Below are 24,643 nucleotides of genomic sequence, written 5' to 3' on the forward strand. Positions count from 1 at the left end.
TCACTATATTGTATTTTGACGGAGCCGCGTGAGCCAGATCATGCTTGAGTACCGATTACAGATGGAGCCTTTAAAATGAGTCAACGTCTAAGCGCACAACAGTGACAATCTACGCGGACTTTACACGGATGTGCTATGCACGGAGTTCTCTCAGTCGCACCCAGGACGCTGAGTATGTATCAGGTGATCTCGCATGACTTCGGACTATGAATCGACACGCGAAGAGCCGCTCATCCTCCACTGTTTCGCGGACTACGGGACCGAATCGGAGGTTCTCAACGACTTTGGGAACGTAATTCGTGTCGGAATCGACCCCAAGGACACGAACGAAAGTTCGCCGATCAAAGCAGACGCTCACATCGAGGACAAGGAGTGGGACTTCCCGATCAAGGACGGCGTCACGTTCGATCTCGGGCTGTTCCACCCGGTCTGCTCACGGTGGGCCGCGACGACGAGTATCTCGGGGGATCCCGACGAGCACGAGAACATGATCCCGAGTGCACGGATACTCGCGGAGAAGTACTGCGATCACCACATCATCGAAAACGTCCCGCGCGCACCGCTCAACGATCCTGTCGTCCTGAGCGGACGGATGTTCGGGATGCCGATTGAGTACGAGCGAGCTTTCGAGACTTCGTTCAAAGTACCACAGCCACCTCGTGAGCGGCGGTTCTTGACGACAGATGGCTCGTCAAAAAAAGCCGAGACCTCGTCGTTTTTCTTCTCCGAGCGGTCAAGAGAGTGGTGGGCGGCGGTCAAGAACTACTCACCGAGGCCGTATCCGAAGAGTCACCTGGCAAAGAACGCGATACCCGCACCATTCATCTACTACTTGGTTCGGCAGTGGTTGATGACGTACGAGGATGAGCAGGGAATCTCCGAGGGACGCGTGGACTACTCCGACTACGACGAGCGGATGGACACTAAGCGCAGAAGTGATGATAACCGCCAGTTAGACGAGTTCCGATGAGCGACAACGAGCGTCACGTGTATCTGGATCGGGAGTCCAACACGTCGTACGTTGGAGATCCGTTCGTGGGGGTGCCCGTGTCCCGCGAGGTCGTCGAATCCGTCGCTACTCAGTATTCCATCGAGGCCGATTCGCTCGCCCGAGCGCTGCGAGAAGTACGAAACACGTCGGTGATTGACGTTGAGGCCCTCTTCACGGGGTTCGATCCCCTTCCCGTAGGACGAAGTGACGACGGGCTGTTGTACGTGCTGGCTGAGGCGGACGGATGTTGGGATGCTGCCGCCGGTCGAATCGGACTCACTGAAGACGGTCGTGACGCCGCAGCGACCGCTCACGACCGGCAGGTCGAAAAAGTGGTTGGAGGCAGAGAAGAGAGAGACAGTCGTGGGTTCGTCATCTCGTGTTCGGAGTTTCCTGTAGACGCTATTGACGACATCGTAGCGGTGGCGGACAGGACCAGACTGACGAATCGACAGGCGACGATATGGATCCTCTCACAGCACGTCCCAGGTAGTGACGCAATCGCCCGTATACTCTCGATCCCCGAATCAATCGCTCAGTCGGAACTTGCTACCGTTGATCGGACTACGCGGCACAGTGTGGTTGAGACCCGAACTCTTGACGTCCCTGGACCGCTCACCCGTCTGGATCCGGAACCTCAGTCCCCGACGTGGATGGGACTCGATTGGTCGAGGTGGTTCGACCTTCGAGATCGTAAAACGCTCTGTAAAGAGCTGCCACGCCGCCCAGGCCTCTACCGAGTTCGCCACTCAGAACTTTCGGGTTTAATGTACATCGGAGAGTCGGGATCGGAAGGAGGCGTTCGACAGCGCGTAGGGGTTGGCCTATCAGCCGGGGTGAACGAATCGGATCGACAGACTGGAGACAAACACGGCGCTGCCCACGGCCTTCGACAAATCACTGAGATTATGGGGGGTAAGATAGAGGTTTCTGTCACGACACCTCCAATATCGTCGAACCGGAAACACCGACGTGGAATTGAAGCGGCCTTGGTGGCCATCTGTCGGCGAGAGGTCGGCTGGACTCCTATGGTCCAACTGAACCGAGACCCGGCTGAGCACGTGAGCGGCCCCCACGGTAAGTTGCATCAAGAACTAAAGAACATCGCAGAACGGTTCTCGTATACCGTTCCATCGTGGCTGCCTTGGCGCGACGTGACCGCCCCACACTGGTTGGGACTTGACTGGACTGAGAGCCGCCTGCTCTCCGAGCGAGACGTGATAGACAGGAGTGGAGTACATGCATTTCGACTGTGGCAGGAGGAAACAGGGGAACGGTGGGGTCAAACAGCCCAAGAAATGGGTACGACCGGCTCGATATCGAGTCGCCTCTTCAAACTGCAGAGCGAGTATGGAGACGACATGCGTTTCTCTGTCGTCTCTCTCAACGGGGTAAGCTCTGACACCCACCGTCGGTCGCGTGAACTCAGCGAAGTCCGTCACGACCTCGTCGGCGCACACTACTTGGCCACTGGTACTCCCCCAAAGACACAGTTCTGAAGTCAATCAGGTGACTACGCCGACAACAAACTGCACACATTTATGTCGGCGGGGGAGATTTGTGTCAATTATGAACCGTAGCGCACACTTCTCTAATACATCTGTGGTCACATTCGCTAGTGTCGGTGAGATGGCGTGATGAGCGGTAAGTGGGGATTCACGACCTCTCGACCGACCGATGCTCGATACGGTGACGACGTCGCAAAGTACGCGATGTCGCACGGAGAACCTGGGCTGAAGACCTTCGTTCGGGAGGTATTGCAGAACTCGAACGACGCGCGGTTGGAAAACGATCAACCAGCACGGGTGACGTTCAAGCTAGAATCTTTACAGGGCGACGAGGCAATAGAGTACCTCAGAGCGCTCGATATCGAGACGTGGTCCGAGCACGCCAATTTCGCCACAGACACGAAGAGTGGGAAACACATCGCTGAGGCGATCAAGCGAATAAAGGACGACGAGGATATCCGTATTCTGACTGTCGAAGACGAGAACACAGAGGGTCTCCTCGGTGAGGAGAACGCTGACGAATCGAACTTCACCGCGCTGGTCCGTGACGTGCTATTCAGCAGTAAGTCGGGAGACACCGCTGGTGGGAGTTACGGTCTGGGGAAAGCCGTCCTCTGGCTGTACTCGGGCCTATCACTCGTTATGTTCAATTCGACGCTGAGCGAATCCGACCCAACAGACCAGTCCCCTCGGTTGATCGGTCGGACGCGCTTGCCGACGCACAAGTCGGAGGACGGCGACACGGTCTACCAAGGACACGGTTGGTACGGTAGTCTGAACGAGGACGCGGAGGGTGCGAGGCCAGAGTCCATCTGGGGAGACGAAGCCGAATCGATAGCGGACGGCCTCCAGTTGAGCCGTCCGGACGCACCAGGAACCAGCATCCAAGTCGTGGACTTCCGTGTACCTACAGCGGAAGAGCGACTAGACGACGAGGAGTTAGCAGACCAGATCACGGAGATGGCAATTGAGTGGTTCTGGCCGGCGGTTTATCGCGGTGATTTAGAGGTAGCAGTCGAAGTGAACGGTGAGACGAAGCAAGCGAGTATCGAAGAGTACCCTCAGTACAAGCCCTTCACGAGCTGCTTGGACGACCGTGGTAACTCGGTCAGCCAGCTGGAGGACCCCGAGGATGTCGCGCAGGCGGCGATATCGCTTGACGTACCCGAGAAGAGCGCCGGTAGTGGCGGTGCAGATGGTCAACTTGATCTGCTGGTTCGACGTGCAGACACGGGGGAGTATCAGCATCGGAACGAGGTGGCGTTCGTCCGAGGTGCCGGGATGGTCGTTGAGTATTACGACCGAGACCGAGTCGTCGTAGGGAACCAGGACTTCCACGCCGTTCTACTCGGTGGACGCGCGCGGCCGTGGGGAACTGATGAAAGTTCAGAGGAGGCAGAAGCTATCGTAGAGGAATTCCTTACCGCTGCAGAGCCTCCTCAGCACGACGAGTGGGTGCGAACCGAGACACTGGCGAATACCTACTCTCTGGGGTTCCGAACCGCGGTAGAGGGTATCAAGTCTGACGTGACGGAAACCTTACGCGGACTCGTCGCGCCCAACGTGGATCGAGGCGCAACCGGACCTCAGCGTCTGGGAAACCGGTTCAAGATCGGGAACGAATCACGAGGGGGGAGTGCTGAGCGCGAGTCACCTAGTAGTCAGCGTGTCACCGGAGACACGAACATCTCGTTCGACGAGGTGTACACACACTGGTCGTTCAACGGCGAGGTGGTGCCTTTGAGCGACGGTAACGAGATACGGGCGGTCACTGTCTCACTAATCCGGATGGCAGAGGAGAGGGCGACCTCGGATCGCTTGCCCGTCCAGAATATCTCGTCAGATACGGCTGGGGTTTCGATATCGCTCCCGGAGCAAAAGGGAGTCCAAGTGGGACGTCTAGAGCCAGCTCCAGGCACATCGAAGGTATCCTTCGAGGGCGTGTCGACAGAAGATCACAGACAAGTAGAGACTAGAATGAAAGTATCGGTTGACGTGTCAGAACGGAGGGACGAGTGATGGCGACCGTCACCGGGGAAGTCGAAGGGGCTGAACCGGACGAAGAAGAGGAAGAAAACGTCCAGACGGGCAGTTTAGTCAGCCAATCCCTGCCGCACGAGTATCGAAAAGAGGCGCTCGAATTCGATGTCGAATCATTCCATCTGGATGGCGCTCCCCTCGGTGATAGAGGAGACCTTGACGAGGACGACCAGTTTCTGTCACTGGTAGATGAGGGTAATTGGGAGACGCTGGAACTGGAAGGTACCGTTACTATCGATCAGGATACTGTTGAGGAAGTTTTCCCGTTCGACGAGTGGGAAGAGACGCCGGGTCGTCTTGCACTGGTGAAGGAGAACCCTCTCGCAATGAGTCGAGACCGGCAGGTCCTCGCCGACTCACCGCTGGATGGGGGAACTCACGAGTTCACCTTGTGTATCAACCGTGACGACCACCGTGGACGAGTGAAGATCAAGCCGTTCCTTACAAGAACTGAGAAAGGCGGCTCCAGTGGGTCGAAACATGCTTCCAAAGTCGGTGCACGAGTCACTGACGGACTCTCGTGGATCATTCGACTTGACGAGAGGGACGATGGAGGGAGTCTTCTTATGCCGATCATTGAGGACTTCAGCGATTACGACAGCTTCCCTAACGAGAACCACATCCACTATCTCAGTCTGGAGGCACCTCGGAACCCGCAGTTATATTTGAACAGGGAACACCCACAGGTGGTTGAAGTGCTTAAAAACACGGGAGCTACGGGTGGGCCACCGCGGTTACGCGACGTACTCTACGACTACATTGAGCACTCCGTCTGGACGCAGCTACTGATGCAGACGGCACACGACACGAGTCCCGACACGGGGGAACCGGAGTACGGCTGGCAGGAAGACGTCTTAGACATCTTCTTGGACGATTTGTACCCGGATCTCGATGATGACGAGGCAGCAATCCAACTCGCCGTGGACGTTCGGAGCCACGTCGATATCCCAGACCTCGTTCAGCGAATCGAACGCGCGGTGCATCAGCAGTACAACATCCCATCCGACACGACGAACCTGATTGAGGAGGCGATCCAAAGTGGCGACTGAGCTTTACCACCTTCAGAGTGCAGCCCATCCGATGATCGACAATCGATTCCTCGCGGGCGAGCGCGATCTCACGGAGGACGACCTCCGCCCGTACTTACAGCCGCTGGGTCGTTCCATAGACCTGAGCCCGGTTGACGAGCGGATTGAGGAGATCCGTGCTGACGACGATATCGAGGCCCAGGACTCGCTTATAGACGCCGAGCTAGCGCCGACACTCCACCGCACTCTCGATCTGACACGGAATGAGGCGGCAGACGCCGGGTTGTGGCACTACCTCTGTGTCGTTCGGTTCCCGGAGTTCGTTCACTACCGATGGGATCACGTTTTCAATCCGGAAAGTCCGGGTAACATGGAGGAGAAGTTCCTGAAGGCTGGGACCGATGCCTACTCCAATGCACTTCACCGTATCTGGTGGGGTGCTGAGCTCACCTACGAGGAAGGTGAAACGGGAGAGCCCGGGGAACGAGACTACAGTAGAACGAAGCAAGTCCTCGGTTTCCAAGAGCTCGCCAACGATATCCTGGACCACGACTTTGCACGGTACGTCCCCGTTACGCATGCATGCGGTGATCTCCTCTGTCACGACACACTGAACGATATCAAGGAAGAAGATGCGTACAACGACCCACCGTCTAACAGTAACATCGTAAGCCGGACGACGACACTACTCCGGGAGGAACTGACGGTTCGACGTGTGGAGATGATGGAGGAAGACGACATTGTAGAGACGATAGAGAACCTCCGTGACGACGTGATGCGTCTAAAGGCGGGCTGGTCGTAGCGCGGGACTCATTTCGACCGAAGCCATGACGGGCGAGCTTGACTCCGGTTTACAGACGATGGCGTAGAAGAGCGATTCAATCGGAGTCGAATTAAACGGCGGACGCCCTTGTGTCGCACATCGTTGGTTTCAGAGAGTCGCTTTGATAGCACGTCTGAGTGCTTTTCGGCCAGATTTGCGAAACAGTTCGCGGCGTAGCTGAAAGCCGAGATGGTAGCACATCTAACACGAATCCTTCCACGAACGCAGAATTGAATTCCGAATTGACATAGTTCGGGACAGACATCGGACGGCTACTCGTAAGTACGGCAGTTGTATCGGCGGCTATCGGCTACAGACTAGCGGGAAGAGGAGAGCGGGTACCGGCCACCGCGTATGTGGTCAGAGATGAGATCCAACTTATCTACCTTGTTGGTGGTAAAGTGGTTTCCACAGACACAAGCACAGCTCGGGATCTGATTACCCTGACTGTGTGAAGAAAAGAGACGAAAACTGAAATAGAAATCCAATCAGCAAAAACGCTAAACCGAAGAGTCTGATTCTCGTTTCATATTCAGCAACTCGCCGCTCAATTGGGCCAAGAACCATATGATACGGTCCTTCTCTCCGTTTCTTTGGTGCCCCACTGTCTTCCCTCATTATGATCGATTGGATGCCACGTGATTGTTCGAACGTCTTGAAGCCGTAGACATCGTCCCATGAATCTGGCATTTTATCATCGATATCTCTGAAAGCTTCTCGCAATTCGTAGAATCCATCCGTCGAAGGCGTCCGTCCCCTGACGACGTTAATAGTCTGAAGATATTCATCGACTGTGCTGTTTTTAGCATGTTCAACGACGTAGAGCGCATCAAGCAACCGGTTCTGTGTATTTGGTTCAGCCAGTATGTTTGCCGCAGTCCCTTCATTCTCGAATTGTAGGTGATTGAGAGCTGTCTTCAGCCTTCCAGAAAAGAATCGTTTGTGGAGCGTCGGTATATCTGGGATCGCTATTACGATCACACCGACGACGTCGATAGCAAGTCCTATTCCCTGAATCACGTTCCCGAGATTCCATCCAAGCCCAAACCATATAATCAGAATGCATGCCACACCGACTGGAATGACAAAAACCGCCCTTCTTGGTTTCGGGATTTTTCGTGCTACCATGTGCTGACTCACTATTAGCGATGTACTACTAGATGCTGACTTCTGGCGTTCAATGTGCTTCGACCGCATGGAGTTTTTTCGCCCCCCTGATGGGTGCGGGGCGTTCCAGTGTGAGCGTCTCGATGAGGAATGATTTCGATGAGACTCAGCGACAGCTACGCAACCGGTTTCGACGAAGACGTACCGAGCGAACTACCCAACCAGTGCCCCAGATGCGGCGGCCTGGTCACCACCAACGTAATTGAAACAATCTGCGAGGACTGTAACCACGTCATCGACGACCAACAGACTAATCACAGGCCGGAGTTCGCATGAAAGACCTTCTGACGCAGCTCACTGGCCGGTCACATAGCACTGTCATCGCTGAGTGTCGGCAGTGTGGAACCACAGTCGAGGTCGAAACACGCGCGTGTCCAGAATGCGACCACGACGGGATTGCAATTTACCGATTCGATTGACCGACCCAGTCTCCTATCAGCCCTTATTACGAGAAATTCCATTCTGTACACGTCGAAAACGTGTTTTTGTTGCCCCCGAGGGGTGCGGGGCACAGCAGATGTACCTCGTGGAGCGAGTATGTCCAGTAACAACGTCCTATCCCACTTGACGTTCACGAAACGAGTTGCAAAGCGCGCCCAGTACGAAGCCCTCGAATTTTCACTCACAACGAGGGGTGTTCGTGTTCGAAATACGAGTCACGCGAATCCAACCGATCACGAATATCTGGTCACCGTTCGCGACGGGATACCCATTGCCTGTGAGTGTCCTGCGGATGCACGGTACGACGGTGCATGCAAACATCGGGTTGGCGTCGCAATTCGAACGCCACTCCTACAAGCGGCAACAGACCACTCCCTCGTTGCAGACGGCGGGACACAAATCGAGAAGGAATCTGAAACCCATGTAGAAGATAGTGACACGGACCAGCCAGCTGACTGTGACTGTGATGGGTTTGGTGGGTTTCCGTGTTGGCCTTGTGTACGATCCGGGCGTCGCGATCTCCCGGAAAAGTAGTGCGAATCACGTGTGAATCTGCGCTTCTTGCAGGAGGATTGTATTGGCGCCGGCGATGGGTGCCGGCGCACAGATGAAGTGTTGTGTGATAGCGTTGTGTCGAATCAATGCGTCGGCGAGGTGACCGATATGCACCAGGTAATTTACGCACTCGTAGAGGCATCGACAGAAGATACTGCACTTGCATGCGGAAAATCAGCGTTTGACCGGCTTGTCGGAGCTGGCCCCGACAATGCTGCCATCTTTGATTACTATGTTTTGTTCGATGACGAGCGGTCGTCCGTCGCAGGGAAGGCTCGGTGGGGCGACCTTCCGGTCGTCGCACCAGTCAACTCAGACGACGGCGAGAAACTCCTTGAGCGTGGCTGGGAGGCCACCAGACAAGAGTTCGAACGGAATCTCGAGCGGGTGAGAACGGCGGTCACCGAGTTCAGTGATGAGGAACTCATGCACGACAAAGACCTCGCCCGCCATGCCTGCTACAATCTCGGCGCATATCGTGGCCCGTCGCTCTATCTATACACCGAATTTGGCGATGCGATTCGAAATCGTGAACACCTCGATCATGTACTCAGTGCTGATGAGCAGGTGTGGATCATCCCGGCAGACGTCCACTATTAAGCAACCAGCAGCTACACTCCTCATTCAGAAATTAACCAACAGTGCGGTTCTATTATGAGCGACGTTGGTTAAGTCGAGCAACTGTCCTCCTTTACGAGTCAAGCGAAAAGAACGGTTTTCACCCCCTAAAAGGGAGCGAGGGCAGACAAAGACCCTCGCGGAGTACACATGACTGAGACCAACCCAGTACCTGAGACAGACGTCGAATCGAATCCAAATTGCCAGCGATCACCAGAGACAGAGTACGTTGAACGGACTGACGTCGGTGTTTCACTCACGGTGAAGCTCTCTCGTGGAACTGGCACGCGAGATCAGGACAAGATCACGGCCAAAGTAAAGGCAAGAACGTTGGACGAAGCGCGTGAAGACATGGAGACGCTTCGAGCGTACGTTCACGAGCTTGCCGATGACGTGCGGCAGATTCAACCGGACGAGCCCGAATAGCGTCCCCGAGAGCCGATTTTTCGAAGGGAAATCAGTTCGGCGTTGTTGTCCGGCCAGACGGAGAACAATCGGCAGTCAGCGACCAGTCGAAACTGTTCGCGAAGACCGTCGCCTGTGCGAGAATTAACCAACATTCTGCCAATTCTCTAGCCTGTGTTGGTTAAGAGTCACAGACCCCGTTTTTTCGCCCCGTGAGAGCTGCGGGGCGCACTTGTCCCGCAGGTGACCTCCTGTGTCGATTCACGAAACCTTAGCGACGACCAGCAACAGTGCTACAAAAACGTACACCGACGCTCGCCAGGCAGAGTACGTAGCATTTCTCCACCGCGTACCGTTCGCACTGGACGCATTACATCTCGGATTCCTCCCTGGCTTTCGCGAGGACTGTACGTACCAACAATCGCAATTCGACGTCCTTGAGTGTCCAATAGGGATGCTCGACAACGATTTTCGAAATCCAGATATCGACCGATACATCAACCGTGTCTTCGAGTACGAACCCACGGTTGGCGTCATCGGCGATGCCTACGACGCTGCGGAAGCACGGACGTACGTTCGCACGATTCGAGAGCTCGAAGCGAGCGTTCCCAACACGGAGTTCGTCATCGTCCCGAAATGCCGAGCGGCAATCGACGCAATTCCAGATGATATTGTCCTCGGCTACTCGCGTGGATATGCTGACAAACTCGCTCACGAGTTCTCCGATCCGGTCGACTGGCGGGGCCGCCGTATCCACATCCTTGGCGGAAGCCCACCCAAACAGTTGGCCGTCATCGACCAACTCACGCAACCGACGCTATCGGGCGATCCACCGGCTGACATCGTCGGCATGGATTGGAACGGGTTGCATCGAGGTGCGCAGTTCGGCGAGTTCTGGACGTCCGATGGCTGGGACGACAGTGGTCGCAACGCCGATCATGTGACGATCCGAAAGACCGTCCGCCATAGCCTTAGTCGTGTTCGTGATTTCTGGCAAGCACACGGCATCTGGCCTGAGTCGACGCCAGAGGCGGATGGATTTGCCCTCGACTATCATGGACCGACACCGGATGATCTCGAGAACTCAGCTTGTACCGACTGCGGGACGAATGTCTGGACAACCGAGCGTGGGCCGTTCGTCGCCGAATACGATACGGGAATGATTTGTGGGTACTGCAGCTACGACTGTTACTTCACGCATCGGCATCGAAACCAGTTGGAGGAGGTCGCCGGTGACCAGAGCGTGTATTTCCCACCCGGGTGACGCGATGAGTGGGGTGTCCTGTCTACCAGCCACTCACTTGAGTAGGCAGGCTGACGATCTGCTCGAAATGTTGTTGCTCCGCGGATATCTTTACGCCGTCGACGACGAATTGCGTATCACTGAGTAGATTCTCCCGGCGAACAGCGGCGCCGAATCGGCGGATGACTTCTGTAAACCCGACGCACGTCTGTGCTGAAGAAGCGATCGAAGCCCGATGTATCTCGTTCGGACACAGCAGTTTTTTGGCCCCGAAAGGGTGCGGGGCAGTCCGAAGTGGAGTGCTCCAGTACGAACTCATGGCGACGAGTGACTTCTCAGCGGTGTCGTTCGACGACTACGACACCCGACGTGACGAGATGCACAGCACGATCGAACTCTGGATCGACGACCTCACTACATTGACTGACGAGGCAAGAGCGAGTCAACAGTTCCAAGAGTGGCTAGATGTCCAGTCGGAATTCCATGACTACTCCCATCGGAATACGCTCTTGATCACGCTCCAGTGTCCAAACGCGACGAAAGTCGCTGGGTACAATACGTGGCGATCTGAGTTCGACCGCCATGTGAAGGAAGGCGAGAACGGAATCTGGATCTGGGCGCCGATCATCACAAAGCAGTGTCCCAACTGCGAGAACTCACCGAGCTACCACGAGCAAAGTGAGTGTGAATATGATGAGACACCACCTGAAGCGTGGTCGAAAGGACTAGTCGGATTCAAACCCACGGCCGTATTCGATGTGTCTCAAACAGAGGGTGAACCACTTCCTGAGCTCGAGACCGAAGCAACCGGAAATGCCGAAAATCTCGTGTCCCCCCTCCAAGATGCAGCTGATGAGCTCGATGTGACGGTTCGTATCGTCGACGCTGACGACTGGGAACACGGAAAGGCGAAGGGCGTCTGCAAACAGCGGAGTCTGTACGACCTCCAGCCCATCGTCGAAGTGAAAGATCGGGTAAATCAGGCGGATCTCGCGGTGACACTGATTCATGAATACGCGCACGCACTGCTGCACTTCGATGTTGAGGATAAGTGTGAGCGATCGAAACGTGAGGTCGAAGCAGAAGCCGTCGCGTACATCGTCGGTCGGTACGTCGGATTAGATACGAGTGGCTCAGCATTCTACCTCGCAGCATGGCAGGACGATGATTCGGACGCGATTCAAGATCGACTTGGACGAATCCGGACGACGGCAGCGACGATTATTGAGGTAGTCGAACAGAGAAGGGAGTGAGTTTGGCACCGTCGAATTGGAGTGCCGAATATGACTTTGCGACCGAGGACATCCTCGCTATTCAGGTCGGTAATCCGTCAGCCGGATCTTTCCTTCGACTTCGTAGATGTGGCCCCGCATGTAGAGTCGTTCGATGATATCTTCGGCCGCTGGCTGCTCAAGCTCTTCACGATCCTTGAGGGTTGCGTACGCTTGCTCGTACGTGAGTTCTCCGTCACTCGGCAATGCGTTTGCGAGTGTCTCAAGCGATTCTTGCGCAAGTGGTGTGAGTGGCGATCGCCGATTCGAAATCATCGATACAATCAAAGACAGGAACTACCGACGTAAAGCCTTGGGACAAAATGACACTCGCCTCGTTGGTGGTGAATACAAGGGGAACAAACGGCGTGGCAGGATGGGTAGGGGCACAGGAGCCACGCCGTACACTAGGTTACAGTGACTGCAGATTCCTCTTCAAAGGCGATGAATAAAGAGTTCAGCCAAATAGTGCGGAAGTGAAACGCTGGCTCACAAAGACGAGTTGCGACGTACTATGCGCTCATCGGTTAGTATTATATACTAACCGATAGCCACTTTCTAAACACGCACTACTCAAACGATTTCGCTAATCTCTCGTATTCCCTCGTGAAGAACCGAAATTATCTAAGTAAAGCTGGCAGACCCCTCCGAAGAGTCCGAAGCTAACCAAGGTTCACGTCAGACACACTCCACTGCGTCCGGAGCTTTTCCAGTGACAGGATGAGGTTCGTTGACGAAACCTATGGATTGATCAGTGGACCATCGCGTCCGAAGCTTGTCTAAACGGGGATGAGTATCGTATGAACAAACCCCTCCCCCTCCACTATGTCCGGAGCTTTTCGAGAACAGTGGTGACGAAATGACGCAGACACCTCTCTAAGACGATTACAACCGAGAAGCATTGAAACGTCAACAACATATCGCAATTCGATAAGGAGGAGTCACCTCCTTATCTCCATAACTCCTAGCTGTATTACGGGTATGGTTGTATAGATTGAGTGTTAAATGTTTCGTCTTCTAAAGGCATCATTCTCAAGGGTGCCCCTAGTAATACGAAAAACATCGGACGTAGTGGAGGGGGAGTGTATTTAAAAGAAACGAGCACTGGACGCTCCGGACGCTTAGGTTTATAATGCCTGAAAGAGAGACAACATGCATGGGAATGTTCGAGCGAACCGCGTCGGTATTCGACGACGCGATGGTTCTTGATGAGGAATATCAGCCGGACGAAATTCGCGAGCGCGAGGAAGAACTTGAAGAATACCGCCAAGCACTTCAGCCCATAATCGACAACCGTCCTCTATCCAATATCTTCGTCTATGGAAAGACGGGAACTGGGAAAACCGTCGCGACTCGGTATATACTCGATCATCTCCAAGAAGATGCAGAACGATACGATGATGTTGAACTCTCGATTGCCTGGGTCGGCTGTGAGAACCTTTCTTCGTCATATCAGGTTGCCGTCGCGCTCGTGAATGAATTTCGTGCGCCGGAAAATCAAATCAGCACGACTGGATACAGTCAGCAAGCCGTTTTTAACATGCTCTACAACGAGCTCGATCGTATTGGTGGAACGGTTCTCATTATCCTCGACGAGATTGATAACATCGGTTCGGACGATGACATCCTCTATGGTCTTCCTCGAGCACGGGCTAATACGTATGTTGAAGACGCCCATCCACTCGTTATCGGGATCTCAAATGATTTCCAGTTCAAAGAAAATCTCTCACCAAAAGTACGCGACACACTCTGTGAAGAGGAAATCCTCTTTCCACCATATGATGCAAACGAACTCAATAGTATTCTCTATCCTCGTGTCGATAAAGCGTTTTACGACGAGGTTCTCGATGACGATGTCGTCCCTCTTTGTTCGGCGTTTGCTGCTCAGGATACTGGCAGCGCTCGGCAAGCACTCCGTCTTCTCTACCTCGCCGGCAAACGTGCTGCCGATAATAGTGAAAAGGAAGTCACCGAAAATCACGTTCGGGGAGCGAAGGAGGAACTCGACCAGTCAAAAGTCATTGAAGGAATGCAGAAACTCACTACGCAAGGGCACGCCGTTCTTCTCTCATTGGCGAGCCATGCGGCGAAAGGCGAGACACCAGTACGTACTCGTGACCTCTACGCTCGCTATAATACAATCACTGATAAGATCGATGCGGATACAATCGTTGAGCGCCGTGTCCGTGCTCACCTTTCGGATCTGTCAATGTTAGGGCTTGTCACTGTGTATGAACGGAATGAAGGGCTCAATGCTGGCCGATATCACGAATACGAGCTTTCGATTCCATTGAACAGTGTCATCGATGTTCTCGAGGAAGAGCCTCGTTTTGAGAACGTCGTTACTGCTGTGCAGCAGCAGGCACGAAGCAACAGTAAACTTGAGAGGTAAACTGACTTGGGGTCAAGCCCCGAGGCTTTCGCGTGAATAGATCCTCTCCGAATTCGAGTACCACATCCAAACCAAATAGCTTCGGACACAGTGGAGTGGTCGATTCGTGTACTGATTTGCACAATAGCTTCGGACCTAGTGGTGTGTTCTATACTAATCCTCTCTTCTCCATAGCACTGATTTGTAAGTTAGCTTCGGACGCACCGGAGGGTGAAAACTATGGAAAGACCAGTATGTCCGATGCTACCTACCTAATGCAAATCTCCGAATAGAGCGATTAGACCCGACGAAAGCTTAGGAAGCCAAGGAGGGTGTCGGTGGTCGTTCATCACGAAAATCGACAGTAACCTATTCAGTGAGGATGTTTTCGACCATTTTCGGCTTCTCCACGACTTCTGAATCAGTATTCTCATCAGCAGTATCAGATACAACAGATACACCAGATATGGTAGATACATCAGATATGTCTGACGTAACGTTATATTAGTGGCGTCAGTCACATCAGATACGGAAGATACATGACTCAAATAATCGCTGTCTCCAACCAAGCAGGTGGCGTTGGAAAAACAACAACGACAATTAACGTCGGTGGTGCGCTCGCCGATCGAGGGTTTGATGTTCTTCTTGTTGATGCCGATCCACAAGGAACACTTACCGAAGGCACCGGTTTTCGAGATCTGTATAATAAGAAGATCCCGTCACTTCATCAAGTCATGGTTGATCCAACACGGACGGACGAGATTAACGAGATCATCCGTGAACACCAGGAGTTCGACGTCATCCCTGCAAACAAGGCGATGGATGCACTCAAGGACATGCTCGTCACGCAGGTTGCTAATAGCGAAATGCGTCTTAAAATCGCATTTGATGCGCTTGACCACGAGTACGATTTCATTCTCATCGATTGTCCGCCGGATCTCAGTCAGATCCTTGATAATGCACTTATTGCATCCGAAAAAGCACTTCTCCCCGTTGAACCAACTCGTCGGTCGATCAGAGCCGTCGAGAAAATGAACGAGGAAATCTCGTATTTGATGAATAGCTTTCCTGGGCAAATCAACTCGATCGAAATCTTGGGGATAGTTATTAACGCAGTCGAGGGTACAAAGAACAATGACACGGCTCAGATGCTTGAGTTCTTTAACGATGCTCCGCATGATGTCTTCCAGGTCCCTGACCGCGTAGCCATCCGGCGGGCGTGGAACAACGGACTCTCGATTTTCACTCATGATGATCCCGCGAAAACAGAGGACGCGCGTGAAGCGTATAGTGAGATTGCAGCGATGCTTGAGCGCAAAAATACTGAGGTGACAGCATGAGCGATGACGATGACGAATTGGAACGTCGGAAGGAGGATATGTGGAGTATGGACGAAGTCCGAAGTGGAGGTGGTGCTGGGACTGCATCAACTACCGATTCTCCAGATGAGGATCAATCAGATACCTCAGTCACATCAGATACTACAGATCCCTCTGATATACAAGATCAGTCAGACACCCACGTGATATCGGGCGCTTCAGAAACACAAGAACAATCAGACAGTGAAGATATGGCAGATACAGCAGATACAGCAGATATCTCAGATAAAAATGAATCAGGTACATCTGCAGTCTCAGACACTGAAGATACATCAGATACAATTGACTCCACAGAAGGCGAATCAGTAACGTCAGATACAACAGATACAACAGATACAACAGATACGTCAGTAACTACAGAAACGGAGACTATAGCAGACACCGAGCCACAGGCGGTTGGTTCGACGGTTCGGGAAATGGCGTTGGATGCTGAAGAGAAAGGGCTTGCAGTTCGCGATTTACACAACGTGAACGTATACCTCTACGAGAGCATCCATGAGGAGATGATTTCGACTTTCAAGCGACTCGACTCGGAATACTATCAAGCACACGGCGAAGACCTTTCGAAGAACAAAGATTTCTTCAACGCTGTGTTTCGGGCCGGTCTCAACAGCCCACAGCTTAAAGAAGAACTTGACATCGATTAGGTCATCCCATCTCTGACTGAGTCTGATTTGAGGCTATTTGCAAACTCGGTGACGACCAACGACAATCATACGAAAGCATCGACAACAGTGGTTCAGTACTTGTCGCCGTTGGGATTCAATTTCGTCGGGGACTTGTTTCTACGAGGATTTCTTGGTTGGGATTGACGTCGGCGTCAGGTTTCGCCCTTCGTGCTGGGGTGATCCCCTCACGGTAGTACCCTTTGAATTGTCGAACCCGTCAATGCGAACGTCGTCTAGCCTCGTTAGCCCGAGGTGGTACAAAGAGCTTCCATCTCGGAGACAAGCTGTTGGGTTCGTGAATGGAGTGCGTTGACATCCTCATTGAGTTCGTCGTAGCCGTAGTCGGCTTGCTGCCGTAACTCAGAGAGTTGACTGAAGAATCGACCATCCCGCCGTTCGGCATCGCCGGCAGCGATAATTTCCGAGCCGAACAAGGAAAGAACACCGCCGTGGGACGTGGGTTCGAACCCGCGGTCGTAGAGAGCTGCTTGGACGGAGTGGAAGGCAGCGTAGTAGAGACGGTTGATCACTGCATCGTCCGAGAGCCCGGCGTCTTGTGCTTTAGTGGCATCGTCGAGTGCTTGCCGTGCTTGTTGGAACTCCCGTTCGACGATGGGATCCGTGTCGTTGGCGTCAGGCATACGAGCGTCCCTCGGTGACGACGTTGCGGATGAATGGGTTTCCCTCTTGCTGGTGGCGATCGAACGTAGTCTCGGAGAGAATGTGGAGTTCGACGGCGGGGCCATATTCGATTATCACATCGAGGGCGATATCACGGAGTGAGTCAGCGATGGCGTCGCGGTTAGTATCGTTAGCGAGAACGATGAGGACGTCAACGTCACTTGCGCGTCCGTGGGTTTCCCCTCGAACAGTCGAGCCGAAGACGTACAGCTCAGCGATTTCGTCGCTGTGCTGGGACCGTGCCCGGTCAACAAACGCCTCCGCTGCGTTGGTGTGGGCGTCGGCCGGCAGCGGTTCGTGTGCAGTCTCCTTCCCCATATGTTCGGATACGGGTTTCAGGGTGTTTATATTTCCCCTTGTACCTTGTGCAGAGCGACAACGGATCATGATGGGTCTATCCTTTATTCAATAGGAAGTCATCAGCCGTAGGCACTCCGTTATGATACAGTCGAAATAATCGACTTTCCAGGCATGGTCGACTTGTATCGTCGGTTGCTCCGTGAATTCAACAACTACCGATAATCAAAACACAGCAGCGACAAGGCCATGAGCGCAACACTTCACATCCGGGTTGAATAGACCGAAGACTTTCAAGAGGACACGCTGAACGCGATAGAAGCACTTGAACGCGGCGATGATACGGAATTAAACAGCTGGTGTAGCTCCGGGACCGTTGTAGGCGGTTGTACTGTTTTTGTTGTAGAAGTGAGTAGGAGATAACGACGATGTGAGTGGCAGTGATTCTGGTTAGTCTCTCGCCAGTCGGCCGCGTATTGGGCCGTCTAGATGAGACAGCCATTGCCAGTTCGCCATTTCGCGGAGCGGGACGCTGCGTCCATCCGCCGTGATCTCGTTGATGTCCAATTTTCCGCCAGGCGCTAATTTACCGTGCACTTCGATTTCTTTAAACCCTTTCCAGCGCTCAGTTGAGACCCGCAGGTTGATCTCAACGTAGCCGTAATCTTTGATCTCGTCGTCGCTCGTGAGCAGCCCTACGATCACAATGCGTGGGCTATCACCATCTATGACATGTGGATTGTTCTGGAGGTCCGGGAGATCGACACGCTGACCCTCAATTCTTACGATTTTATCAATCTTCCATGGCTGTCCACCGTGTTCATACCAGAAGTCGATACTCGACAGTTCGGACCTGTCCGCACACCAGAGATAGAAATCGAGGTGGACGTCATAGGTCTTGAAATCGTCCGTGTCACTTGAACCCGGTCCGACCAGTGCCCTCCGGAAGATGTTCGCTGCTTGTTGGTTGATGGGAAGGATGGTGAGAGCTGGCTGGACTGGTGACATGAGATAGTGAAGAACAACTAATAACGCTAAGGCGAACACCACACCAAGGATGATTTCTCCGCTTACCTGTGCGAGGAGCACGCCAGAGATGACTGAGATGAGGACTTCTATGGCTATTTGTCGCGTACTGCTTTGAACGATGGCGCTCGTTGACATAGTGCTACAGGTACGACACTCACCATAGTCAACATTTAGTCGTTGCTCAACGTCAATAGTCATTACCGAACACTCTTACACGCTGACGATCCGAAGAATCAAGCATCAGTCGGTACCGCCGCCCATCAAATTTGAGTCAGTATCTCGACCTATTCACAACATGTAGTGGTATCGTTCAGTTCAGACTGAACTGTGCGATAGTGGGTTCAAAATAGGGGTTGATGAATATAAGCTGGCTGCTGCAGAAGTTGAGACCGGTGCTCTCAGTGCAGAGAGATGGATGGCGCAGGAGCCTCTATTTGCGTTCGTGTAAGAATAGTACCGGTCATTAGTTGTCACAAGCCAATCGAATCAGTGATAGTTATTGACCATGAACTGAAAAACAAAGTTAATGATAGCCCAAGCGATCGCAATCAATATCACCTACGATGTCGCGAAGGGCGGTATTGGGGGTCTGAGACGTCGTGTCGATCACCAGCAGGCTGTTAGCGACGCAGCCGATGCATCTGCCGCCGCTGGTCCAGCAGGATTGACTCACGACGATCTCTATGGCGTATTCCAAACTGAACTCAGTGATGACGTGCTTGCTGACGCTAGCACGGACGGCGACGAGATCGTTACACTGCTTGCAGACGCGCTAGCAGACCGACACCAAGGCGGATCTCCAGATGAGGTCGACTACGAATCAATTATCACCGACTTTCTTGCTCTCGTCGAACAGAATTTGATGGCTCAGGGACGTCCCGAGGAGGGCGTGCAAGTCCTCTATCGGTACGCGCGTAAACTCACTTCTATTAGTGAGAAGGTTCAGGATGCTGTCGAGCGTCTGCATCGAGACTACATCGGCGATCTCGAAGAACTCTCTAATGCTAGTTCGCGGATGGCACCAAACCCAGATCGCTACCGGCTGCACGGTACTACATCGCGAATCGACCGTCCGGTTGAGGAAGAGGTCATCCGGGCGGTCGAAGGGGGTGATAGCGTGCTATTCACCGGTGAAGCAGGGGCTGGTAAGTCTGGTGTGCTTTCCAATCTGTACGAACACTGGGAAGGAGTTCGCCCAGTCTACTTCATCGACGCACGCGAGTATGGTCGGCTGGAGTCGCGAGGGGAACTAGAAAGCGAACTCGGACTTCGGCAACCGATTACCGATGTCTTCAGGATGATCGCTACGAATGCAGGGTGCTGCACGATCATTGTCGATCAGCTTGACAACATTCGGGTTGAGCGCGCTGCAGGTCTGTTCACTAGGTTGCTCAGTAGCTTAGCCGGTCTTGATGACGTGACGGTAGTTTGCGCATGTCGCGACTGGGATCTAAATCAACATGAATTCAAGTCGCTGCGTGACTCTTCGGCGTTCACTACTTACACCGTCTCAGAGCTTGACGAAGGTACTGTCAGTGCTGTCTTGAGCCGAGTTGGAGTTGGAGAGGACGAGCAAGCGCCGGAACTAATCGAACTGGGGCAGAATCTCCTCACTCTGTCCTTGCTGATTGATGCGATTAGTGCCGACGAATCGCTTGAGCCTCAGAACATCGAAAACGAACGTGAGGTATGGGATGCATACATACAGTCTTTAGATGAGGAGGGAAGCGGGCCAGGCGGAGCCGTTCCGTACGACTGGGATGAGACTCCGATTGAGCGCGCGACGACGCATGCTCGAGAGTCCCTGTTAGCAGGGAAAACGACGTTTGAAGTCGAAGACGCTAACCGAGCCGATCAGCGTTTGATCAGCCGTCGTGCGATCGAGCATGCCTGGGGGGCAACATATCGCTTTCGACACGATCAGCTTCAAGCATACTTTTTCGCCTGGAGGCTGGTTTCGAAGGATCGCTATGTGGAGGAAGTTCTCGATACAGGTCTTGATCAGCGACTTGCAGCCGACGTCTTCGGATGGATGCTGAAGCTCTACCTTAAAGATGAATCGCGAGCAGCGAAGTTTCTCCGGGAGGCACTAAGTAGCCGATCTTCACTCGAGTACTATGCCCGATTAAGAGTCGTCGAAGCTGCTGGCAGATTAGGTCCTGATCGATTGGGGACAGCTCAAGCAAAAATCGTCGTCGAGGCACTCAATCAAAATAACGCACTTAGAAGGGGATTTTACCGAACAGTCGACTCACAGCGTTGGATACAGTTCATTCTGGATCATGAGTTGCTTGTGCCGTCGGATCGAATTGTCGCCTTGCAGATCGCGAGCTCGATTGACGAAGCCCCGGCGTTAGTACTGGACGCAATGGAACAGTACGATCCCGAGATGGTCAGTTCAACTATCCTCCGCTCGTATATCGACGCGCTCGAAGGGGCAGACGAACTCGAATCGGATTACGCTGCGGCACTAGGTGCGATCGTCGTTTCGTGGATAGAAGAGTTCGAAGCCGACGAACTGTCGAACACCCGTAATCGGCTGGGAACGGTGGTGCAATATCTGCTTTCGATCGAACAAGGAAAATTGGCAATCCAAGTAATATCTCTTCTAACCAGACCAGTCGAGGAAGCCGAACCCACTGAAGACGGTGAACGACTACTTGTCTCGCAGAAGCTCGAAGCGCCCATTAAAATTCGGCTACTTGATCAACTTCTGGAAGACCATCTCGAAGATCTATACGACGCCTGTGGTGCCTTGTTCATCGATACCTTAGAGGATCGACTTCAGCAGTGCCTTGAGATCATTAGCGACCGCTTCACCAACGACATTCAGACAGAGTGTGCGTTCAGGCGACCTCTCATGAGTGCACGCTGGAATCCACGGAAGCTGCAAGATGTCCTTATCCCCGCGCTTGAAGAAGCGATCGAGCGTCAGATATCGACAGATCCAGATGCTGTCGAGGATCGACTTCGGCAGTATATCGACAAGGGGGGTGTGTACTGGCAAATCGCAGTCCACCTGTTGAGTCGACAGCCAGCGGTCGCACCGCAAGTAATTAGATCCGTATTACGACCTCCTGCCGACGAGGACGCGGCGCGCTTTCGAACGGAGTATCTTCAGTTACTCAGTAGTGGATTCGCGGAACTCCCCGAAAGCGATCAGCAGAAGGTTATTGAGCACATTCGGACCGGTCCCGGTTGGGACGAACGAGAACAAGCGTTTCGAGAACGATATGATTGGGACTCCGAAGCGGAGTTGCAGCAAGCGATTCAAGCTAATATTGAGAAGTGGAAACTTATACGACTATGGCAGATTCATGACCATCTCCCACCTGAGTCCGAGCCTCGTGCCGAGTTCGACGAATTACGTGACAGCCATGGAGAGGTACAATTCGAACACGGACGTGGGTTCTTCGTCGAGTCGTCTGATCGGAGGTCAGAACCAGCTGTCCAACTCGACGAGATGGATTCGGACGACTTCATCGAATACTGTATAGAGTACGCAGAAAGTGCTGTCCGCGCATCACGGCGCGCCGACGATGCAGCGTTCGAGGATGCTGAATCAGAGATGCCTGTTGATCCGACCGGAGAACTGCGGGCTCGAATTTTGAACGACCAAGGAGTGTATCTGCCACAATTGCCTGCGCTCATTGAGGTTAGTACTGGCACGGATGAACTCGTTGAGGTCGGTTTTGAAGCCGTCGTTAGTCTCATGATTGGGTCGGACCACGAGAGCGAAGAAGTCACCGAATGGTCTTCAGTCGTAGACGCGTATCAGCGGTTTCTTGCCATAGAGCCGATTGAGGAGAAGTGGGATCGCGACTGTCGGCGCGCAGCTGCGGATCTTCTCAGGCTTATGATTGGCCACTCACGCAGTACGTTCGAAGCAGCAAATCATATTGATCTATTGGCAGAGGCCGTGCTCGCGTTCACCGACGACCCGGATCCTGAAGGTGTCTCACCGAGCGAAGACCAATTGCACACTATTCGGACGACAGAAAGCCTCCGCATCAGCGCTGCCGGTGTTCGAACGAGAGGTACGTCTGGATTGATCTGGTTGCTCACGATGATTGAAGAGCACTCGTTCAATAGCGAGGCACTCGTAGAGTCTCTTCACGAACGGCTTATTGACCTCCTTACGGATGATGCAATGACGGTTCGATTCACGCTTGGGCAGCATCTTCCCACCCTGTATGGGTACGACTCAGAAGTCGTCAGGGGGAATCTCGATCAACTGCTTCCGACAGGGAATGATCCCGAGAGTTGCGCCCACTTTGTCTCGACTTGGTCCGGATACGTCACCCGCTCGAAGGTATACGAGCCGATGTTCGATCTGCTCACCCCGAAATACCAACACGCTATTTCGCTTCACCGAACGGCCAATTTCGAGCAGCATGACCAGTCGTTGCGTTCGCTTTGCACGCATATCGCAGTCGCATATGCATGGGGATTCGTCGATGCTGATGACGATCTCGTACAGGAACTACTGCAGATCAAAGCGGGCGACACGGTAGTTGACGACGCAAATGAGGGTGGTTTGTCAGCGGCGGTTCATATGGCGAACGCGTTCAATAGCCTTCTCGGCTCAAACGAGGACAGTGACGGGCACCATGAACGGTGGGAACGTGTCATCGAGTTTTGGGAGCGAAGGATGGAAACGATCACCTCACCTACCAACGCAGGTGATGAACTCCGTGCCTATGTAGAGATCCTCAGGTACGCGCCGAGAGAACAATCACTCATTGACATCAAACCACTCCTTTGCGAGGCTGCGCTAGGGATTCGGGGTAGTTTTTCGACCCACACGCTTCTCGAATACCTCGAACAGAAGACGACCGAAAACCGGCACGAGCCACTAGCCGCCTCTAAGGCTGCGGTCGAAGTGCTCGAATCATTGATTCGATCCGATGAACGTGGTTTTCCCCTGTTACCCAACGACGAGTCATGGACAATCATCCGAACGGCCGCGGAAGATGGTCATGAAACTGCTTTGACTGTCGCTGAGCGCTTCCTCGAAGTAGGTCATCCTGAGTATAGACGGATCATCGACGACCACAGATTCGATGACCAAGACCGTCACTAGGCTATCAACTCGAGCGGTAGGGCTGCCGCGACCGCTAGTCATGACCAAAATAAGAACCGCGAGGAGAAATCCCAGCTATGATTAATGGCAGCAATATATCGAGCCGAGTTCGCTTAGTGGAGGTCGTCTCTAACTTCCCTAGGTGGATCTGCAATTTTGATGTAGCGACATGTGATTCATGATGCTCCAAATTGCTGATATCGTGCGATAGTATGGTTCTATCGGGAGATTTCATGGAAAGTTGTAGCACCCCGGTCACTTCCACTTAACGGAGTAAGCGGAAGTGAAATCGGCCACCTCGATGCCCTCCACGAAGCACAATACCTACTAATGCCAGCGAGAAACTTTCCTGACTGTGTTTGCCCCTTCCAGGTGGAACGAATAGGGATGCCCGTGGACAGACTCAAACTCGGGCGGCGAGATCCGGATTGGGCATTGAAACGATCACCTTTCTTTTTGGCCGGTTAGCCGTGGCCGAGTCGAGGGTTCAGAGATATACAAGGTGATCATCTACAGCTGGCGTTTGAATTCGTTCAAGGATTTCTCTCGTCACATCAGTGTCTCAGACGATTCTGCCGCATTTGCTGGCTAGCAGTTGGCACTTGTTAAATATCTATAAACTGTACGGAAACACAATTAAATAAATACGTTTACTACCTTACGGTGGATGCAAAGCGCATCGTAGAAGTAGGAAGCCCGGTGGCTTGACCGCGGGGTCAGTTCACGTTGAAGTCGCAGTCACACGTGCGAACACTGAGACAGTATCGATCCGGTATTCTAGTATCCTTGTATCGTAGCGTGTGAATATTTACCGATATTAGGTAACGCCTATATATTAGAATGTTGAGCTACGGATCACACGGTGGGGATGGAGGGGTCTAATTTAATACAGACCGGTACGGTCGCAAACGGCCATTGATGGCCACAGCGACTCGAAGTGAGCAACCGCACAGACATTTCCACCTCAGTACAAGGAAGAACAATGTCAACCATACCAGCTAATAGAACATGCATCATAACTGGCGCTTCACGTGGAATCGGTGCC

The 24,643-nt window shown here is 53.2% G+C and carries 19 protein-coding genes; 14 read left to right on the forward strand and 5 right to left on the reverse strand.

The window, feature by feature from the left end:
* Positions 1–193 precede the first annotated feature (193 nt).
* The 5 genes from AC1XDK_RS27420 to AC1XDK_RS27440 all read left to right on the forward strand — a co-directional run bounded on the left by AC1XDK_RS27420 (position 194) and on the right by AC1XDK_RS27440 (position 6,369).
* Entirely contained in the window at positions 194–970 is a 777-nt protein-coding gene (locus tag AC1XDK_RS27420; protein ID WP_483353195.1) for a hypothetical protein, read from the forward strand.
* Positions 967–2,490, forward strand: coding sequence for a DUF8048 family protein (locus AC1XDK_RS27425; protein ID WP_483353196.1), 1,524 nt, complete (start codon positions 967–969; stop codon positions 2,488–2,490). The genes AC1XDK_RS27420 and AC1XDK_RS27425 overlap by 4 nt, the downstream gene beginning before the upstream one ends.
* Positions 2,491–2,628: 138 nt before the next feature.
* Complete coding sequence (locus AC1XDK_RS27430; protein WP_483353197.1) at positions 2,629–4,518, forward strand: hypothetical protein; 1,890 nt, start codon at positions 2,629–2,631, stop codon at positions 4,516–4,518.
* Complete coding sequence (locus AC1XDK_RS27435; RefSeq protein WP_483353198.1) at positions 4,518–5,588, forward strand: hypothetical protein; 1,071 nt, start codon at positions 4,518–4,520, stop codon at positions 5,586–5,588. Before AC1XDK_RS27430 ends, AC1XDK_RS27435 begins: the two co-directional genes overlap by 1 nt.
* 31 nt (positions 5,589–5,619) lie before the next feature.
* A complete protein-coding gene (locus AC1XDK_RS27440; protein ID WP_483353199.1) occupies positions 5,620–6,369 on the forward strand; it encodes a DUF6339 family protein in 750 nt (249 codons plus the stop codon).
* A 459-nt stretch (positions 6,370–6,828) separates the two neighbouring features.
* On the opposite strand, the gene AC1XDK_RS27445 is transcribed toward AC1XDK_RS27440, so the two are convergent.
* Positions 6,829–7,518 (reverse strand): hypothetical protein, encoded by a 690-nt coding sequence (locus tag AC1XDK_RS27445; protein ID WP_483353200.1) that lies wholly within the window; start codon positions 7,516–7,518, stop codon positions 6,829–6,831.
* 138 nt (positions 7,519–7,656) lie between these two features.
* On the opposite strand from AC1XDK_RS27445, the gene AC1XDK_RS27450 reads away from it, so the two are divergent.
* From AC1XDK_RS27450 to AC1XDK_RS27470, 5 genes are all read left to right on the forward strand, one after another.
* A complete protein-coding gene (locus tag AC1XDK_RS27450; protein WP_483353201.1) occupies positions 7,657–7,833 on the forward strand; it encodes a hypothetical protein in 177 nt (58 codons plus the stop codon).
* An 828-nt stretch (positions 7,834–8,661) separates the two neighbouring features.
* A complete protein-coding gene (locus AC1XDK_RS27455; protein WP_483353202.1) occupies positions 8,662–9,153 on the forward strand; it encodes a DUF7995 family protein in 492 nt (163 codons plus the stop codon).
* Between the two features lie 168 nt (positions 9,154–9,321).
* The gene (locus AC1XDK_RS27460; RefSeq protein ID WP_423746988.1) at positions 9,322–9,597 is read left to right on the forward strand and encodes a DUF7389 domain-containing protein; all 276 of its coding nucleotides are present in this window, start codon (positions 9,322–9,324) and stop codon (positions 9,595–9,597) included.
* A 232-nt stretch (positions 9,598–9,829) separates the two neighbouring features.
* The gene (locus AC1XDK_RS27465) at positions 9,830–10,840 is read left to right on the forward strand and encodes a DUF6610 family protein (protein ID WP_483353203.1); all 1,011 of its coding nucleotides are present in this window, start codon (positions 9,830–9,832) and stop codon (positions 10,838–10,840) included.
* A gap of 296 nt (positions 10,841–11,136) precedes the next feature.
* Positions 11,137–12,072 (forward strand): ImmA/IrrE family metallo-endopeptidase, encoded by a 936-nt coding sequence (locus AC1XDK_RS27470; protein ID WP_483353213.1) that lies wholly within the window; start codon positions 11,137–11,139, stop codon positions 12,070–12,072.
* A 57-nt stretch (positions 12,073–12,129) separates the two neighbouring features.
* Here the strand turns inward: AC1XDK_RS27470 and AC1XDK_RS27475 are convergent, their stop codons facing one another.
* On the reverse strand, positions 12,130–12,366 hold the full coding sequence (locus tag AC1XDK_RS27475; RefSeq protein WP_483353204.1) for a hypothetical protein: 237 nt from the start codon (positions 12,364–12,366) through the stop codon (positions 12,130–12,132).
* An 880-nt stretch (positions 12,367–13,246) separates the two neighbouring features.
* Here AC1XDK_RS27475 and AC1XDK_RS27480 point away from each other — a divergent pair.
* From AC1XDK_RS27480 to AC1XDK_RS27490, 3 genes are all read left to right on the forward strand, one after another.
* Positions 13,247–14,482 carry an orc1/cdc6 family replication initiation protein gene (locus tag AC1XDK_RS27480; RefSeq protein ID WP_483353205.1) on the forward strand — a complete coding sequence of 412 codons (1,236 nt, stop codon included), beginning with the start codon at positions 13,247–13,249 and terminating at the stop codon, positions 14,480–14,482.
* 518 nt (positions 14,483–15,000) lie between these two features.
* Positions 15,001–15,801 carry a ParA family protein gene (locus AC1XDK_RS27485; protein WP_483353206.1) on the forward strand — a complete coding sequence of 267 codons (801 nt, stop codon included), beginning with the start codon at positions 15,001–15,003 and terminating at the stop codon, positions 15,799–15,801.
* Entirely contained in the window at positions 15,798–16,487 is a 690-nt protein-coding gene (locus AC1XDK_RS27490) for a DUF8160 family protein (RefSeq protein ID WP_483353207.1), read from the forward strand. The genes AC1XDK_RS27485 and AC1XDK_RS27490 overlap by 4 nt, the downstream gene beginning before the upstream one ends.
* 263 nt (positions 16,488–16,750) lie before the next feature.
* On the opposite strand, the gene AC1XDK_RS27495 is transcribed toward AC1XDK_RS27490, so the two are convergent.
* The 3 genes from AC1XDK_RS27495 to AC1XDK_RS27505 all read right to left on the reverse strand — a co-directional run bounded on the left by AC1XDK_RS27495 (position 16,751) and on the right by AC1XDK_RS27505 (position 18,650).
* Positions 16,751–17,149 carry a HEPN domain-containing protein gene (locus tag AC1XDK_RS27495; RefSeq protein ID WP_483353208.1) on the reverse strand — a complete coding sequence of 133 codons (399 nt, stop codon included), beginning with the start codon at positions 17,147–17,149 and terminating at the stop codon, positions 16,751–16,753.
* Positions 17,142–17,507: a nucleotidyltransferase domain-containing protein gene (locus tag AC1XDK_RS27500; protein ID WP_483353209.1), complete on the reverse strand. Its 366-nt coding sequence runs from the start codon at positions 17,505–17,507 to the stop codon at positions 17,142–17,144. Before AC1XDK_RS27500 ends, AC1XDK_RS27495 begins: the two co-directional genes overlap by 8 nt.
* Positions 17,508–17,936: 429 nt before the next feature.
* Positions 17,937–18,650, reverse strand: coding sequence for a hypothetical protein (locus AC1XDK_RS27505; RefSeq protein WP_483353210.1), 714 nt, complete (start codon positions 18,648–18,650; stop codon positions 17,937–17,939).
* Between the two features lie 391 nt (positions 18,651–19,041).
* On the opposite strand from AC1XDK_RS27505, the gene AC1XDK_RS27510 reads away from it, so the two are divergent.
* Complete coding sequence (locus tag AC1XDK_RS27510) at positions 19,042–23,598, forward strand: NACHT domain-containing protein (RefSeq protein WP_483353211.1); 4,557 nt, start codon at positions 19,042–19,044, stop codon at positions 23,596–23,598.
* The last annotated feature ends 1,045 nt before the right edge of the window (positions 23,599–24,643 follow it).

This window comes from Haladaptatus sp. HS23 (assembly GCF_056892285.1).

What these genes read in the sequence shown, in the direction of transcription:
- AC1XDK_RS27420 (WP_483353195.1), top strand. Translation starts at nt 194, where the DNA reads ATGACTTCGGACTATGAATCGACACGCGAAGAGCCGCTCATCCTCCAC.
- AC1XDK_RS27425 (WP_483353196.1), top strand. Translation starts at nt 967, where the DNA reads ATGAGCGACAACGAGCGTCACGTGTATCTGGATCGGGAGTCCAACACG.
- AC1XDK_RS27430 (WP_483353197.1), top strand. Translation starts at nt 2,629, where the DNA reads ATGAGCGGTAAGTGGGGATTCACGACCTCTCGACCGACCGATGCTCGA.
- AC1XDK_RS27435 (WP_483353198.1), top strand. Translation starts at nt 4,518, where the DNA reads ATGGCGACCGTCACCGGGGAAGTCGAAGGGGCTGAACCGGACGAAGAA.
- AC1XDK_RS27440 (WP_483353199.1), top strand. Translation starts at nt 5,620, where the DNA reads ATGATCGACAATCGATTCCTCGCGGGCGAGCGCGATCTCACGGAGGAC.
- AC1XDK_RS27445 (WP_483353200.1), bottom strand. Translation starts at nt 7,518, where the DNA reads ATGGTAGCACGAAAAATCCCGAAACCAAGAAGGGCGGTTTTTGTCATT.
- AC1XDK_RS27450 (WP_483353201.1), top strand. Translation starts at nt 7,657, where the DNA reads ATGAGACTCAGCGACAGCTACGCAACCGGTTTCGACGAAGACGTACCG.
- AC1XDK_RS27455 (WP_483353202.1), top strand. Translation starts at nt 8,662, where the DNA reads ATGCACCAGGTAATTTACGCACTCGTAGAGGCATCGACAGAAGATACT.
- AC1XDK_RS27460 (WP_423746988.1), top strand. Translation starts at nt 9,322, where the DNA reads ATGACTGAGACCAACCCAGTACCTGAGACAGACGTCGAATCGAATCCA.
- AC1XDK_RS27470 (WP_483353213.1), top strand. Translation starts at nt 11,137, where the DNA reads ATGGCGACGAGTGACTTCTCAGCGGTGTCGTTCGACGACTACGACACC.
- AC1XDK_RS27475 (WP_483353204.1), bottom strand. Translation starts at nt 12,366, where the DNA reads ATGATTTCGAATCGGCGATCGCCACTCACACCACTTGCGCAAGAATCG.
- AC1XDK_RS27480 (WP_483353205.1), top strand. Translation starts at nt 13,247, where the DNA reads ATGGGAATGTTCGAGCGAACCGCGTCGGTATTCGACGACGCGATGGTT.
- AC1XDK_RS27485 (WP_483353206.1), top strand. Translation starts at nt 15,001, where the DNA reads ATGACTCAAATAATCGCTGTCTCCAACCAAGCAGGTGGCGTTGGAAAA.
- AC1XDK_RS27490 (WP_483353207.1), top strand. Translation starts at nt 15,798, where the DNA reads ATGAGCGATGACGATGACGAATTGGAACGTCGGAAGGAGGATATGTGG.
- AC1XDK_RS27495 (WP_483353208.1), bottom strand. Translation starts at nt 17,149, where the DNA reads ATGCCTGACGCCAACGACACGGATCCCATCGTCGAACGGGAGTTCCAA.
- AC1XDK_RS27500 (WP_483353209.1), bottom strand. Translation starts at nt 17,507, where the DNA reads ATGGGGAAGGAGACTGCACACGAACCGCTGCCGGCCGACGCCCACACC.
- AC1XDK_RS27505 (WP_483353210.1), bottom strand. Translation starts at nt 18,650, where the DNA reads ATGTCAACGAGCGCCATCGTTCAAAGCAGTACGCGACAAATAGCCATA.
- AC1XDK_RS27510 (WP_483353211.1), top strand. Translation starts at nt 19,042, where the DNA reads ATGATAGCCCAAGCGATCGCAATCAATATCACCTACGATGTCGCGAAG.